Below are 14,345 nucleotides of genomic sequence, written 5' to 3' on the forward strand. Positions count from 1 at the left end.
GAAAAAGAACGGCCCGGCGGCACGGGATCGAAGTACGCACGGAAAATCGGCGAATCGGCCGCCGAAGGGGCCATGCCGAAGGATGATGACGTGAATGTATCCCCGGAGATGCGCGGCAATCAACGACGGATTGTTCTCCGGGCAGGCACCAAGCTGCCACGAACATAGCTGCCAACCACATCACTTGGCCCGCCGCCACCCGTGCCGACATATTGGTCGGCGGGGGAATCATCCTGTCTCGATCAACGGGACCGTCCGTGACATCTGCGCGCGGCTCTTCCTCCCGATCAGTACGTATGCCAAGACGGCTCCGGAGAACCCACGAGATCCTCCGGCGGCCGGTCTGCCACCGAACAGGAAGAAAACATGAGCCTCAAGAACGAGTTCTCCCACGGCGGATGGCGTCCCTCGGCGGACCGGTTCCTCGAGATCGTGGACCAGCCGCTGTACCGGACCCTGGTCGACCTCCAGGACCTCGTGACCACCCGGACGACTTCCTTCTGGAGCGAGCGCGGCGTCAAGTCCGTGCACCTGCCGATCACCACGAACAGCATCTCCAGCCCGATGGGCCTGGGCAGCGACTCCCTCCCGGTGGAGATCGACCTGTTCGGCGAGCGCACCTTCCTCGCCGACTCGATGCAGTTCATGCTGGAGTACGGCTGCCGCCTGAGCCGCAACGGCGCCTGGTACCTGATGCCGAGCTTCCGGGGCGAGGACGCGGACGAGTCCCACCTGAACCAGTTCTTCCACAGCGAGGCCGAGCTGCCGGGCGGCCTGGAGAACTGCATGGACGTCGTGGACGCGTACGTGCGCTCGCTGGCCGCCGGCGTGATGGAGAACCTGTCCGAGGAGGTCCGCGAACTGGCCGGATCCACCGCGCACATCGAGCAGATGCTCGCCCTGGACGCCTTCCCCCGCCTGACCTTCGACGAGGCCGTGGCCCACTTGGGCGACGACCCGTACGCGGTGGAGCAGCACGACGGCTGGCGGACCCTGACCCGGCACGGCGAGCGGCGCCTGATGCAGGAGATCAGCCCGGTGCTGTGGGTCACCCACTTCGACCACCTGTCGGTGCCCTTCTACCAGGCATACGGCGACACGGAGCAGCGGACCGCGCTCAACGGCGACCTGCTGTTCGGCATCGGCGAGACGGTCGGCTGCGGCGAGCGCCACGTGGACGGTGCCCAGACCCGCGCCGCCCTGGCCCACCACAACGTTCCGGAGGAGTCCTACGACTGGTACGTGCGGATGAAGCAGGGCACGCCGATGCACACCTCGGGCTTCGGGCTCGGCGTCGAGCGCTGGCTCATGTGGGTGCTCAACCACAAGGACATCCGCGAGCTCCAGCTCGCTCCCCGCCTCAACGGCGTGGCGCTCACGCCGTGACCCGACCGCCTTCCTGGAGCGCGGCCGAACTCGCCGCCAGGATCGCGGAATTGTCCTTCGAGGTGCTGGAGGTCCCGATCGGGTGCGACACCGACCTGGCGGAGGCCGGGCTCGAACCGAGTGCGGCGATCCGCCTGGCCGCCTGCGTGCAGGCGGAGTTCGGTGTCCGCATTCCCGTCGCGGACATCTACGCCGGACGCACGCCCGGCCGTATAGCGGCCGGGCTCCGTCGGCCGGGGGCGGCCGGCGGGGTCCCCGGCCCGCACCTCCCGCGCGGGGGAGCGGAGGCCGGGCGGCCCTCCGACGTCGTGTCCCTGACCTATACGGGCACCGGGGACGTCGGGATCGACCCGGGCCGCCTGACCACGGCGCTGAGGACGGTGGCCGCCCGGCAGCCCGCCCTGCGGACCCTGCCCGCCGGGGCGGGGGACGACGCCCGCCGATCCGCGGTCCTGCCGGACTGGGACCGGCTGGGCGTCGATGTCGTACCCGTGCCGGACGCCGGCTGGGAGGCCCTGCAGCAGGCCCGCGACCTCGCCGCGGCCGGGTCCCTGGAGGGGGTCGACACCGTCCGCGGTCCTCTGCTGCGCTGCGCCCTCTACACCTGGAACGGCGGGCGCATGCTGGCGGTCCACGTGCACCGCAGCGCGCTCGACACCTGGTCGCTGGACGTCTTCGAACGCGAGCTGGAGAGCGCGTACTCGGCCGCCCGTCCATCGGACCCCGAAGGGTCCGGGCGGGCGGCCTCTGCCGTCCCGCGGACCGCGCCCGGCGCCGAGCCCCTGCCCGCTGTGGCCGAGTGGCACCGGCGGCTGGCCGCGCTGCCCCCGATCGTCTGGCCGGCCGGGGCTCCGGCCGGCGGCGATGACGCAGCCGAGGGCAGCGGTGCGGCCGGCGGCGAGGTGGCCGAGTGGGCCGTACCGGTCGACGGCGCACTCCTGGGGCGGCTCCGTGCGGCGACCCGCACCCTGGGCGTGTCCCTGACCTCTCTGGTGCTCACCGCCTACGCACGAGGGCTGGCGGCGTTCACCGGGCAGCCGGAGTTCCGGGTCGGCCTGGTGGTGTCGGGCCGGGTGGAGCCGTGGCCCGAGCCCGCACTCGGCCGCCGGGTGCTCACCCTCCTCGTACGCGTGCGCGCCGTACCGGGTGAGCCGCTCGTCTCACTGGTCCGGCGCTGCGACCGGGAGTTGCTGTTCTCGGCCGACCACTGGTGGTACGAGGGAAGGCCCGAGCCCCTGCTCCAGGCGACCCTGCGGGTGGAACCGGGCGGCCCGGCCCGGGCCCTGCGTCTGGGGGCTTCCCTGCTGGCGCCGGCGCGGCTGCCCGGCATCGCCCCCTCGACCGACCTCTCCGCGGAGCTCCTGCGATCCGAACGTCCCTGCGGGACAAGGCAGTTGCTGTTCACCTCGGACTCCTCGCGGATCGGGGTGACGGGCCTGCGGCGACTCGCCGGTGCGGTGCGCACCGCGCTCGCGGAGCTGGCCGTGGAGGCTGCGGCCGAGGGGTGAAACGAAGGGTGAGGTCCAGGGGTGAGAAGAGGGGGAACAGGACGGACGGGGCGCCCGCTGTGCAGCGGGCGCCCCGTCCGTGTCTGTGCGTGCCGCCGGTTCAGACCGCTTCGGACTGCAGCCTCGGCTCCGCGGGCTGCGCGGGCTGCATGGACCGCTCGGAGTCCGCGGGCTGCCCGGACTGCCCCGGCCCCTCGGACCGGTCGGACCGGTCGGACTGCTCGGACTGCTCGGGCTCCGCGGACCGCGCCGTGCCGGGCAGCCGGAGCACCCGGGCCAGCAGTGCGGTGGTCGCGGCGGTCGCCGCCGCGACGAACACCCAGACGCGGGCCATGCCGTGGTCCGCGAACAGACCCGCGGCGAACGGCCCGACGGTGAACCCCAGCGAGGTGGAGATCCCGAGGAGGGCGTTCGCCCGACCGCGGTCGGCGCTGGTCGCGGCGGCGTTGACGAGCGTCGGCATCGCCATGGAGTAGAAGGCGGCGCCCACGGAGGCCACCGCCACACCCGCACAGATCGAGGTGAGCAGCACGACCCGGGAACCGGACTGGAGCGCGCCGATCAGGACGACCCAGAACACCATCCAGGTCAGGGCGGCGATCGCCAGCGACACCCGGTGCGGGGTGCGCTTGACCACCGGCATCAGGGCGATCTGCGCGATCACGGCGAACGCGGTGTCCGCCAGGCACATCAGCGCGATGTCCGAGGTCCGCACGTCCGAGACGGCGACCAGGACGGCGGGGATGCCCGACTCCAGCTGCGAGTAGCCGATGGAGAACATCAGGAACCCGATGAGGAGCACCGCGAGCAGCGGCCCGTTGGCCAGCACCCGCAGGTAGGAGGACTTCCGGCCGCCCCCCTCCGGCTGGTCCTCCGGAGCCGGCAGGCTGCGGCCCGCGACGACGGTGATCAGCGCGGCGAGGACGAAGGTGACGGCGTCGGCCAGGTAGACGGCCTGGAACGTCCACAGGTGCTCGACGCTGACGGCGATGCCGGCGAGGATGCCGCCGACGCCGAGCGCGGCGTTGGCGACACCGAAGTGGAAACCGAACACGACCGGGTGCCGCTCTGCTTCCACCGCCTCGGCGAGCAGCCCGTACCAGACGCTGGTGCCGCCCACGCCGAGCCCGAAGACCGCGGCGGCGGCCAGGGCCTGCCAGGGAGCCGTCACCCAGGCGTACATCCCGGTGCCGACCGCGGCGAGCAGCAGCGCGGTGAACGCCGCGCGCACACCGCCGAAGCGGTCGGCCGCCCAGCCGGCCACCAGGCCTCCGACGAAGGCGGTCACGGAGGTGAGGGCCATCGCACCGGTGGCGACGGAGATCCCGAAACCGCGCCCCTGGACGAGGTAGATGACGAGCAGCGGGAGGACCAGACCGGATCCGAAGGAGGTGACCCCCCTGGCCAGCAGCAGCTGCTTCGCCGGCGCGGGCAGGTCCCTGAAGTCCTGGACGACGCTCATGCGGCGGCCTCCACCGCGGGCCGCGTCTCGAAGACGAGGGCCGATTCGAGGGCGAGGGCCCGCTCGGTGAACTGCTCCTCGCTGTCGGCGCCGATGACGAGGCTCAGGCCGGGCGCCAGGCTGTTCGTCCAGACGACGTCGCCGACACGTGCGGTCCGGTCGACGTCGAGGACGTACGGGAACGCGGCGATCGCCGCGTCCGAGGGTTCGCCGGTGATGCGGCCGGGCGTACGGGGGGTCAGCATGACCCAGCCGACGTACGGGTGGGGCGGCGCGGGCAGCGGGTCCGGCTGCCGGTCCGGGGCGACCAGGGACTCGGCCCACACCTCGCGCAGGTCGGCCCCCCGGGCCCGGAACGCCTGGGTGGTGCCGCCGCCGCCCGGACGGGTGGCGATCTCGGAGAACCAGAGGCTGCCGTCCGGGGAGCGGAACAGCTCGGTGTGCGTGATGCCGTCGGTGATCTCCAGCGCCTCGTTGACCCGGGCGTGCAGGTCCTCGACGGCCGCGTACAGCTCGGGCTCCCTCTCGGCGGGCAATTGGACCGCGCCGTTGAGGTGGCCGGGGTCGTCGAGTTCGATCCGGGGTCGCAGGTACTTGCTGACGGCGAACTCCCAGGCCCTGCCGTCCACCCAGACCGCGTCGACGTGGAACTCCTCGCCTTCGATCATCTGCTCCGCCATGAAGCGGCCGTCCGCGGCGTTCCCGGCGAGCCAGGCCTCGAGCTCCGCAGCCGTCCCGACCCGGGCGGTGCTGACGACGCCGGCACCGGCGACGGGCTTGACCACGGCCGGGAATCCGATCTCCCGCTCGACGTGCCGGGCGGCGGCGGCCGGGTCGCCGGACGGGACCGTGGTGAAGCGTGCGGTGGGCACGCCCAGCCGCCGGACCGCCTTCTTCATGGCGCGCTTGTCCCGGACCCGGACGCTCTGGACGATGGTGGGCCGGCCCAGGCCGAGCAGAGCGGCCAGATAGGCCGCGGCGAACTGTCCCCGCTCGCAGACGCTCACCACCCGGTCGAAGGCCAGGCCCTCCTCCTGGAGGCCGGTGACGAGCAGGGCCAGCTCGTCCATCGCCTCGAAACTGTCGATCCGGACCAACCGTTCCAGGCGGCCGGTGATCACGGGGTCGAGATGGCGGTGCTCGGCCTCCCACGCGTCGATGAGCAGGACGACGTCCACACCGCGGGACAGCAGGGCCTCGATGGCTCCCACTTCCCAACGGCAGACCAGAAAACGCATGAAACACCTCGTGCAATCGTCCGTGGGCGGGAGCCGCCGATGCCGCCCCGGACAGGGAGATGCATTATGCGGATTTCTCTTCCGATATCCCGCCCCCACAGATATGAATTCCGTGGACAAATTGTCGTTCCGGGACAATCGCCGACTCAATCGATCCGCGGGGCAGCTTGCGGACTGGCACCTTGGTGTCACCCCGCCCCGGCCCCCGCCCTCCGATCTGGGGCGATCACGCTATGTGACGATCTTGGACAGCGCGCGCACCTGCGGGCTACAGTCCCTCGCGGTGCGATGCCCCGAAGCGAACATGCGGGGCTGAAGAAAGAGAATGCGAAATGATCTTGGAGCGCCTCGGGGGCGATACGGCGGATTCGACGGATTCGACGGAACCCGTGCTCGACTGTCTCGGCCTGACCCGGCCGGCGGAGTCGACCTACCAACTGATGCTCCGCAATCCGGAGTGGGACGCGCCCGAACTGGCCGCGGCACTCGGCACCACCGAGGAATCGGTGGCGGCGAGCCTCGCCGAGCTGATGGACCTCGGCCTGATCTGGCCGTCCCACGAGGACCCGCGCCGGTGGGTCGCCATCCGGCCGAGCCTGGGGCTGGGCACGCTCATCGCGGAGCGGGAGGCCGCGCTCCTGAAGGAGCAGCACGAACTGCAGCAGGCCCGCACGGCGATGCTGAGCCTGATGCGGGAGCAGGAAGCCGCCCAGGGTCCCCGGGAGACCGGCGAGATCGAGTACCTGCGCAGCCTCGACTCGACCAGGCACCGCATCGCCGAGCTCTCCAAGGACGTGCAGTCGGAGATCCTCGCGCTCATCCCCAAGGCCGGCCTGTCGCCCGAGAGCCTGGAGGCCAGCCAGAAACTGGACAGCGAGGTGCTGGCCCGCGGGGTGTCCCTGCGCACCCTGTACCTGGACAGCGTCCGCAACCATCCCGCGACCCAGCAGTACGCGGTCTGGCTCACCGGTCTCGGCGGCGAGATCCGCACGGTGCCCACCCTGCCGATGCGCATCATCGTGATCGACCGTAAGACGGCCATCCTGCCCATCGACCTCAAGGACAGCCGCGCCGGAGCCGTGCTGATGCGCGACGCCAGCGTGATCGCCGCCCTGGTCGCCCTCTTCGAGCGGCTGTGGGAGTCGGCCCTGCCGCTCGGCACCTCGGGGCAGCGCGACGACAAGGGCCTCACCGCCCAGGAGCGCGAGCTGCTGCGCATCCTGGCCTCCGGGATGACCGACGAGGCGGCGGGCAAGCGGCTGGGGCTCTCCCTGCGCAGCGTCCGCCGGATCATGGCGGACCTCATGACCCGGCTGGAGGCGCGCAGCCGCTTCGAGGCCGGGGTGCGCGCCGCGGAGTGCGGCTGGCTGTGAACGGCCGCCTCTGAGCGTCCGGGTCCGAGCGTCCGACTGTGAACGGCCGGCTCTGGGCGACGGCGGCGCCGGCTCCCCGGTACCGGGGAGCCGGGCCGACCGGACCCGCCCCGGTTTCAGCGCGCCGGGGCCGCGGCGGCCACGGGTACCCGGACCGGGTGCATCCAGCCGTAGGAGTCCGGCTGCGTCCCGTACTGGACGGCGGCCAGCTCGTCGCGGAGCATCGTGGTGATCTTCCCCGGGCGGCCGTCGCCGATCCGGACCCGCCCGTCCGCCGTGGTCACCGCGCCGATGGGCACCACCGAGGCGGCGGTGCCGCATGCGAACGCCTCCGTGACCCTGCCGCCGGGGGCCGTCAACTCCTCCAGCGCGATCGGCCGTTCTGCGACCCGCACACCCAGGTCCGGCGCGATGCGCAGCAGGCTGTCCCGGGTGTTGCCGGCCAGGATCGTTCCCGAGAGCTCGGGGGTGACCAGGAGCGGAGCCCCGTCGTCGTCCTGGGTCACGCAGAAGAAGTTCATCGCGCCGAGTTCCTCCACCCAGCGGCGCTCCTCGGCGTCGAGCCACAGCACCTCGTGGCAGCCCTGGGCCAGGGCCTGCGCCTTGGCGGCCAGGCTGCCCGCGTAGTTGCCGGCGCACTTGGCGGCCCCCGTGCCCCCGCGGGCGGCCCGGATCTGGTCGCTCGCGCACCACACGTCGATGGCCTGGTAGCCGTCGGCGAAGAAGTGGTCGACCGGGGAGGCGATGACGGCGAACAGGTACTCGAGCGCCGGCCGCACTCCCAGCGAGGGCTCCACCGCGATCATGAACGGGCGCAGGTAGAGGCTCTGCCCGGGCCCGCGCGGCACCTCGTCGGCGTCCGCCCGGACCACCGCGCCGCACGCCTCGACGAACAGCTCCTCGGGCAATTCGGGCATGGCCAGGCGGACGGCACTGCGGTTGAAGCGCTCCGCGTTGACCCCGGGCCGGAACAGGGCGAGCGAGCCGTCCTGCTGCGGATAGGCCTTGAGCCCCTCGAAGATCGCCTGGCCGTAGTGCAGCGCCATGGCGGCGGGGGACAGGGCCAGCGGACCGTGCCCGGTCAGCTCCACTCCGGACCAGCCCGACCCGTGGGTCCACCGCGCGAGCGCCATGTGCCGCGTGAAGTGCCGGCCGAAGCCGAGCCCCGTCGCGCCCATCCGGCTCACTCCCCCATCACGTAGGCCGGCAGCAGCGCTGCCTCCAGCTCCGCGGCCCGCTCGCGGAACTCGGCCTCGCTGTCCGCGCCGAGGACCAGCAGCGTGCACCAGACCGAGGGGTGCAGCTCGCCGATCTCGGAGCCGACCGGGCGGCTGCGGACCGTCTTGAGCACGTACGGGAAGCGGGAGACGAGCTCGTCGGACGGGTCCTCCAGGATCCGTCCGGTCACGGCCGGCGCGAGGTTGATCCACCCGATGTAGGGGTACGGAGCCGTCTTCGCCGGCAGCTCCTCGCCGGGCTCGCCCAGGGCCGCGGCGATCCACAGCTCGCGCAGGTCGGCGCCCTGCGGGCCGAAGCTCTCCGGGATGGCACCGCCCGCGAAGCGGGTGGCCATCTCGGAGAACCACAGCTCGCCGTCGGCTCGCCGGAAGATCTCCAGGTGGGTGATCTCGTCGGTGATGCCGAAGGCGGTGTTGATGCGCTCGTGCAGCTGCTCGATCTCCTCGTACAGCGCGGCCTCGCGGTCGCGGGGCAGGAGGATCGAGCCGTTGTCGTGGCCCGGGGTCGTGACCGTCATCCGCGGGCGCAGGTAGCGGCTGACGCCGAAGACGCGCGCCTTCCCGTCCGCCCAGACCGCGTCCACGTGGTACTCGTCGCCGTCCAGGACCTGCTCGGCCATCAGGAACTTGACCGTCGAGTCACCGGCCGCCCCGCGCAGCGCCGCCGTGAGCTGCGCCGCGTCCCCGGCCTTGAAGGTGTCCACCGAGCCGAGGCCCGCTGCCGGCTTGACGATGACCGGGAATCCGAGCTCCTCCTCGACCCGGCGGACCGATCCCTCGACGTCGCGGGTGGACAGGGAGACGTATCGGGCGCAGCGGATCCCGGCCTGCTGGGCGCGGTCCTTCATCGCGCGCTTGTCCCGCATGAGCACGGAGGTCTCGACTGCGGGCAGCGCCAGCCCGAGCAGCTGCGCCAGGTAGGCGGCGCCGAACTGGCTGAACTCGGAGAGGCTGAGCAGCCGGTCGATCTTCACACCGTCGGAGCGGATGTCCACGGCCAGCTGCGCCAGCTCGTCGAGGGCGTCGAAACTGCGGATCACGTAGTGGCGGTCGACCCGGTCCAGCAGCTCCTGGTCGATGCCCCGGTTGGCGGCTTCCCACTCGTCGAAGACCAGGGTCACGGACGCGCCCCGGTCGAGCACGGCCTCCAGCGTGACCCGGTCCCATCGGCACACCAAGACATTCATCTGTTTCTCCCTACGTCCTTCTCGCGATGTGCCGGATCAGTCCCAGTTGAGGCTGCTGCGGGTGGCGGCCGGAGCGGCGGCCACCTCGGGCGCGGTCTCGTCCGCCGCCGAGACGACCGCCCGGGCCGCCGGGTCACCGGCTCCGAATTCGGCCGCCCCGTATGCGACGGCGATGAGCGCGGCAAATGCGGCGACCGTATTCCTGACACACTTCATGTGGAGCTCCCCCGTGTTTCAGTACCGATAACCGGCCGGATCATTTTGTGTTCCGGCCCGATTTCCCCTTGCGTCGATCCTGCATGAGGAGCCGCGACGGACCCAAGGGATGCGGCTGGCAGCATGGGGTCTGGCACGTTGGTGTCACTCCGCCCCACCCCGCCACGGCGGTCTCCAGCCTGTGATCAGGGCGTCTCGCCGAGGGACGGCCCGCCGGGGCGGGCGGGATGTGTTCCGCCGGGCGGGGTGCCGGTCGCCGTGTCGGCGTCGGGGCGGGCGGTGGCCCCAGGAGGATGTTGGCCGACGCTTCCCGGGAGCTCCCGCGAGTACCGTGGGAGGGGCATCCGGGGCCGCACCGGCGATGGGGATGACAGGCGTGTCGACATCGAGTCACGAAACATTCGGCGCACCCTGCTGGGTCAGCCTCATGGCCCGCGACGTCGGCGCCGCCCGGACCTTCTACAGCGCGGTCCTCGGCTGGCGGTTCGGCAGCGACCGGCTCGGCGAGGGCTTCGCCGTCGGCTTCAGCGACGGCATCCCGGTGGCCGGCCTCGGTTCCATGCCCGCCGGTGTCACGGTCCCCGTCGCCTGGACCCCGTACTTCGCCGTCGACGACGCCGACGTCACCGCGTCGCGCATCCTCGAACGCAGCGGGACCGTCGCCGTCGGCCCCCTCGCCTTCGGTACGGGACGGGCGGCGCTCGCCTCCGACCTCGACGGCGCGGTCTTCGGGATCTGGCAGGGCGACGCGATCCCCGACTGGGGCATGGGCGGTGAGGCCGCGCCGGCCTGGCTCGAACTACGCACCAGGAACGCCTTCGACGCCGCCATCTTCTACGGCGAGGTCCTGGAATGGGCCTGCGCGCACGCCGGGTGCTGCGAGGTCGCGTACATGGAGGAGGACAACCGCATCCTGCTCCGCCACGCGGGCCGTACGGTGGCCCGCCTGCACGGCGGGACGCTCGCGCAGGCACCCGACCCGCACCTGCGGCCGCGCTGGCAGGTCCACTTCCGGGTACCCGACCTGGAGACCGCGGTGAAGGCCGCCACGGGTCTGGGCGGCAGCACCGTCTCCGTGGCGGACTCCGGGCCCGGACCCCACGAGGTCACCCTGCGGGACCCCGAGGGCGCGCTGTTCGGCATCGTCGGGCCCGCCGACTCCCTCCCCTTCTGACTTCCCGATCCCCCCTCTGTCTTTCGGCAGAGGTACGGATCGGCCGCAGGGTCCATGCTGGCGCGGATCCCGGCATCGATACTGGTCAGCGTGGTCCCCAGCAGCCCTTCGCCCCGCCCCGCCCGCGTCCGCCCGGTCGCGGCGACGGTCGGCGCCGGCCTCGCCGGGCTGGGCGTGTACGGGGCCGTCGGCCACCTCGGCTTCCTGCCGTACCCGGCCCTCCAGCTCGCCGTCCTCGCCGCCGGCACCGGGCTCCTCGCGCTGCGCCGCCGCCTTCCCGCGGCCGTGCTCCTGGTGCTCGCCGCGCTGACCGGGCTCGTACCGGCCGTCGGACCCGTCACGGCGGCGGCCGCCTGCTCCGTGGCCCGCCGGATGGCCCGGCCGCGCCTGCGGGCCCGGCTGCTGGCCGGCGCCGGGCTCCTCCTCGCGGTCTGCGCGACCGCGGCCGGACCGCGGCTCGGTCCCGGGTCGGCGGCTTACGGGCTGGCCCTCGGCCTGGCCCTCGCGCCGACCGCCGTGATCGTCCCCGGCCTCATCGGCACCGCGCAGGGGCAGCAGGGCCGCCTGATGCGGGCGCTGCGTGAGCGCGGTGACGCGGCGGAGCGGGCCCGTCGGCTGGCCGACAGCGAAGCCCGGATCCACGAGCGGTCCCGCATCGCCGCCGAGATGCACGATCTGGTGGGCCACCGGCTCAGCCTGGTTTCGCTGCACGCCGGAGGCCTGGAGCTGGCCCTGGCACACGCCGCGCCGGAACTGCGCGAGGAGGCCGTCCTGGTCAGGCGCACCACCCGCGACGCCATGCGCGAGCTGCGCCAGGCCCTCGGCGTGCTCGGGCCGCTGGACCGCGACACCGGGCCCGACGCGCTCACCGACGCGACCGGCACCCGCGCCGACATCGAGGCGCTGGTCGCGCACTCGCGCGACGGCGGGATCGCGGTACGCCTCGACTGGACGGGACCGGACCTCGGCGCCCGCCCCGCACCGGTCCGCCGGGCGGTGCACCGCGTCGTACGGGAGGCCCTGACCAACGTGCACCGGTACGCGCCGGACGCGCACGTCGGCGTGAGCGTCGTGCACGACGGCACCCAGGTGCGGGTCACCGTACGCAACGGGGCGCGGCCCGGGCCGCCGGCCCCCCTGGAGGAAGCGGGGACGGGGCGCGGCCTGACCGGCCTGCGCGAGCGGGTGGAACTTCTCGGCGGGTCGTTCGAGGCGGCCACGCTGCCGTCCGGCGGGTTCCGGGTGGACGCGGCCGTGCCGGCCGAGCCCGACGGCGACCGCGCCACCGGACGCGCCGACCCGGGGGCGGACACTGCGCGGCCGCCGGCCGGCGCGGACCCGTCCGGCCCGGCCCCGGCCGCCGCAGATCCGGCCGCCGCGGGGCACGACGGGCGCCGGACCGCCGAAGCCCTGACCCTCGCCTTCGGGCTGGCGGCGCTGTCGGCGCTCATGGTCGTCGGGATCGCCTTCGTGCACGCGGCCCAGCCGTCCGGCCGCTCCGGGCCGGCCCCGCTGCCCCGGGTCGGCATGACGTACGGGGAGGTGGCGGCGCTCGGCGTACTGGACAACGGCGCGGTACGGGCCGCCGCCACCGGCCATGAGCCGCCGCGCCCGGACGGTACGGCCGGCTGCGTCTACCCCTTCAACGGCGCCACCGAGCGGCGCCCCGGCGGGCTGCTCATCGCCCGCTACTGCTTCGACGCCGCCCAGCGGCTGATCGCCATCGACCGGTTCGACGTCCCGTCGGTCCGGGACGCCACTCCCTGGGAGATCCCGTGACCGAGCCCGTCCTGCCCGCCCGGCCCGCCCTGCCCGACCGGCCCATCCGTGTGCTGCTCGCCGACGACGAGACGATGATCCGGCACGGCGTCCGCCTGATCCTGAGGCACGCGGGCGACATCGACGTCGTCGCCGAGGCCGCCGACGGACGGCAGGCCGTCGAACTGGCCGCCGCCCACCGGCCCGACGTGGCGCTGGTGGACATCCGGATGCCGGTGTGCGACGGCCTGGCGGCGATCGCACCGCTGCTCGCCCTCGATCCGGCGCCGCGCGTGGTGGTGCTGACGACCTTCGGCGACGACGACAACGTCCTGCGGGCACTGCGCGAGGGCGCCGCGGGCTTCCTCCTGAAGGACGAGGGCCCGCAGGAGCTCATCGCCGCGGTGCGGGCGGCCGCCGCCGGCGACTGCGTGCTCTCCCCGGGCGTGACCGGGTCGGTGATCGCCCGGATGCTGCGCGGCGGCGAACGGGACGGCTGCGGCCCCGCGCCCGCGGACGAGCGGATCGCGCGGCTGACCGTACGCGAGCGGGAAGTCCTCTCGATGCTGGGCGAGGGGTTGTCGAACCAGGACATCGCCGGGCGGCTCGGCATCGGGATCGGCACGGTGAAGACGCACGTCGGCGCGGTTTTGGAGAAGACCGGCTCGGCGAGCCGGGTCCAGGCGGCGCTCCTCGCCCACCGGACGGGCCTGGCCTCCTGACACCGGGCGTCGGCGCCGTCTCTGCCCGACGGCGGAGGCGGCGCCGGCGCGACTGGGTCCGAAGACAGAGGGGACGGGCCGGCAGCCCTCCCTCGGACAGAGCTCGACTCCCACCTCCAGCAGGATGTTTACGCAGGTCAGGGCCGCGAGCATGGATTCGTCCCCCGGTCCGACCGCCCCCTTGGGGTGCGGACCGTCGCTCCTCGCACCCGAGGCGGAGTCCCCACATGTCGCAGTTCTCTCCTTCCCCCGAACCGGCCGCCCGCGCCACCGGTCTGACCAAGGTGTACGGGAAGGGGGACACCCGGGTGACCGCCCTGGACGCCGTGACGGTCGACTTCGCCCGGGGCCGGTTCACCGCCGTGATGGGCCCCTCGGGCTCCGGCAAGTCCACGCTGATGCACTGCCTGGCCGGGCTGGATCCGGTGACCTCCGGTTCGGCGCGCATCGGCGGCACCGAGCTGTCCTCGCTGAGCGAGAAGCAGCTGACCGCCCTGCGGCGGGACAAGGTGGGTTTCGTGTTCCAGGGCTTCAACCTCATGCCCACCCTGACCGCGCTGGAGAACATCACGCTGCCGCTGCGGCTCGCCGGACGCCGCCCGGACCCCTCCTGGCTCGAGGCCGTCGTCGCCACCGTCGGACTGGCGGGCCGGCTGGGCCACCGCCCGGCCGAGCTCTCCGGCGGTCAGCAGCAGCGGGTCGCGGTGGCACGGGCCCTGATCTCCCGGCCCGAGATCGTCTTCGCCGACGAGCCGACCGGGAACCTCGACTCGGGCTCCGGCGCCGAGATCCTCGGCTTCCTGCGGGACTGCGTACGGGAGTTGGGGCAGACGGTGGTGATGGTCACCCATGACCCCGCGGCCGCGTCGTATGCGGACCGGGTGCTGTTCCTCGCCGACGGCCGCGTCGTCGACGAACTGCACGAACCGACCTCCGCGGCCGTGCTCGACCGGATGTCCGGCTTCGAGAGGGGGAGCGGGAGCGGGGCGGGTCACCGGGAGGACGCGGCACCCGGTGCGGGACGCCACACCCGCTGACACCTGCGCACCGCCTTCCGCCTCCCCGCGCTCGACCCCGCACTCG

At 73.2% G+C, this 14,345-nt stretch carries 12 protein-coding genes; 7 read left to right on the forward strand and 5 right to left on the reverse strand.

Annotation, left to right across the window (positions count from 1 at the left end):
• Positions 1 to 366 precede the first annotated feature (366 nt).
• On the forward strand, positions 367 to 1,386 hold the full coding sequence (locus ACZ6JS_RS11225) for an amino acid--tRNA ligase-related protein (RefSeq protein WP_469297378.1): 1,020 nt from the start codon (positions 367 to 369) through the stop codon (positions 1,384 to 1,386).
• The gene (locus ACZ6JS_RS11230; protein ID WP_469297379.1) at positions 1,383 to 2,894 is read left to right on the forward strand and encodes a phosphopantetheine-binding protein; all 1,512 of its coding nucleotides are present in this window, start codon (positions 1,383 to 1,385) and stop codon (positions 2,892 to 2,894) included. Before ACZ6JS_RS11225 ends, ACZ6JS_RS11230 begins: the two co-directional genes overlap by 4 nt.
• Before the next feature lie 100 nt (positions 2,895 to 2,994).
• On the opposite strand, the gene ACZ6JS_RS11235 is transcribed toward ACZ6JS_RS11230, so the two are convergent.
• Together ACZ6JS_RS11235 and ACZ6JS_RS11240 are read right to left on the reverse strand one after the other, a co-directional pair.
• Positions 2,995 to 4,356 (reverse strand): MFS transporter, encoded by a 1,362-nt coding sequence (locus ACZ6JS_RS11235; protein WP_469297380.1) that lies wholly within the window; start codon positions 4,354 to 4,356, stop codon positions 2,995 to 2,997.
• Positions 4,353 to 5,594, reverse strand: coding sequence for an ATP-grasp domain-containing protein (locus tag ACZ6JS_RS11240; RefSeq protein WP_469297381.1), 1,242 nt, complete (start codon positions 5,592 to 5,594; stop codon positions 4,353 to 4,355). The genes ACZ6JS_RS11235 and ACZ6JS_RS11240 overlap by 4 nt, the downstream gene beginning before the upstream one ends.
• A 332-nt stretch (positions 5,595 to 5,926) precedes the next feature.
• On the opposite strand from ACZ6JS_RS11240, the gene ACZ6JS_RS11245 reads away from it, so the two are divergent.
• Positions 5,927 to 6,967 carry a LuxR C-terminal-related transcriptional regulator gene (locus ACZ6JS_RS11245; protein WP_469297382.1) on the forward strand — a complete coding sequence of 347 codons (1,041 nt, stop codon included), beginning with the start codon at positions 5,927 to 5,929 and terminating at the stop codon, positions 6,965 to 6,967.
• A 116-nt stretch (positions 6,968 to 7,083) separates the two neighbouring features.
• On the opposite strand, the gene ACZ6JS_RS11250 is transcribed toward ACZ6JS_RS11245, so the two are convergent.
• Genes ACZ6JS_RS11250 through ACZ6JS_RS11260 form a run of 3 tightly spaced genes read right to left on the reverse strand, consistent with a single transcriptional unit; the run spans position 7,084 to position 9,608 of the window.
• Positions 7,084 to 8,145: a branched-chain amino acid aminotransferase gene (locus ACZ6JS_RS11250; RefSeq protein WP_469297383.1), complete on the reverse strand. Its 1,062-nt coding sequence runs from the start codon at positions 8,143 to 8,145 to the stop codon at positions 7,084 to 7,086.
• Between the two features lie 5 nt (positions 8,146 to 8,150).
• Positions 8,151 to 9,392, reverse strand: coding sequence for an ATP-grasp domain-containing protein (locus ACZ6JS_RS11255; protein WP_469297384.1), 1,242 nt, complete (start codon positions 9,390 to 9,392; stop codon positions 8,151 to 8,153).
• A gap of 36 nt (positions 9,393 to 9,428) precedes the next feature.
• Positions 9,429 to 9,608, reverse strand: coding sequence for a hypothetical protein (locus ACZ6JS_RS11260; protein WP_469297385.1), 180 nt, complete (start codon positions 9,606 to 9,608; stop codon positions 9,429 to 9,431).
• 427 nt (positions 9,609 to 10,035) lie between these two features.
• Between ACZ6JS_RS11260 and ACZ6JS_RS11265 the strand changes: the two genes are divergently transcribed.
• From ACZ6JS_RS11265 to ACZ6JS_RS11280, 4 genes are all read left to right on the forward strand, one after another.
• Positions 10,036 to 10,782, forward strand: coding sequence for a VOC family protein (locus ACZ6JS_RS11265; RefSeq protein WP_469297386.1), 747 nt, complete (start codon positions 10,036 to 10,038; stop codon positions 10,780 to 10,782).
• 54 nt (positions 10,783 to 10,836) lie between these two features.
• Positions 10,837 to 12,561: a sensor histidine kinase gene (locus ACZ6JS_RS11270; RefSeq protein WP_469297387.1), complete on the forward strand. Its 1,725-nt coding sequence runs from the start codon at positions 10,837 to 10,839 to the stop codon at positions 12,559 to 12,561.
• 74 nt (positions 12,562 to 12,635) lie between these two features.
• Complete coding sequence (locus tag ACZ6JS_RS11275; RefSeq protein ID WP_469297660.1) at positions 12,636 to 13,262, forward strand: response regulator; 627 nt, start codon at positions 12,636 to 12,638, stop codon at positions 13,260 to 13,262.
• Positions 13,263 to 13,489: 227 nt separating this feature from the next.
• Complete coding sequence (locus ACZ6JS_RS11280) at positions 13,490 to 14,299, forward strand: ABC transporter ATP-binding protein (protein ID WP_469297388.1); 810 nt, start codon at positions 13,490 to 13,492, stop codon at positions 14,297 to 14,299.
• The last annotated feature ends 46 nt before the right edge of the window (positions 14,300 to 14,345 follow it).

It is taken from the genome of Streptomyces sp. NPDC046349 (assembly GCF_055587885.1).

Coding starts and splice junctions, on each gene's coding strand:
- ACZ6JS_RS11225 (WP_469297378.1), top strand. CDS start 367: ATGAGCCTCAAGAACGAGTTCTCCCACGGCGGATGGCGTCCCTCGGCG.
- ACZ6JS_RS11235 (WP_469297380.1), bottom strand. CDS start 4,356: ATGAGCGTCGTCCAGGACTTCAGGGACCTGCCCGCGCCGGCGAAGCAG.
- ACZ6JS_RS11240 (WP_469297381.1), bottom strand. CDS start 5,594: ATGCGTTTTCTGGTCTGCCGTTGGGAAGTGGGAGCCATCGAGGCCCTG.
- ACZ6JS_RS11245 (WP_469297382.1), top strand. CDS start 5,927: ATGATCTTGGAGCGCCTCGGGGGCGATACGGCGGATTCGACGGATTCG.
- ACZ6JS_RS11250 (WP_469297383.1), bottom strand. CDS start 8,145: ATGGGCGCGACGGGGCTCGGCTTCGGCCGGCACTTCACGCGGCACATG.
- ACZ6JS_RS11255 (WP_469297384.1), bottom strand. CDS start 9,392: ATGAATGTCTTGGTGTGCCGATGGGACCGGGTCACGCTGGAGGCCGTG.
- ACZ6JS_RS11260 (WP_469297385.1), bottom strand. CDS start 9,608: ATGAAGTGTGTCAGGAATACGGTCGCCGCATTTGCCGCGCTCATCGCC.
- ACZ6JS_RS11265 (WP_469297386.1), top strand. CDS start 10,036: ATGGCCCGCGACGTCGGCGCCGCCCGGACCTTCTACAGCGCGGTCCTC.
- ACZ6JS_RS11270 (WP_469297387.1), top strand. CDS start 10,837: ATGCTGGCGCGGATCCCGGCATCGATACTGGTCAGCGTGGTCCCCAGC.
- ACZ6JS_RS11275 (WP_469297660.1), top strand. CDS start 12,636: ATGATCCGGCACGGCGTCCGCCTGATCCTGAGGCACGCGGGCGACATC.
- ACZ6JS_RS11280 (WP_469297388.1), top strand. CDS start 13,490: ATGTCGCAGTTCTCTCCTTCCCCCGAACCGGCCGCCCGCGCCACCGGT.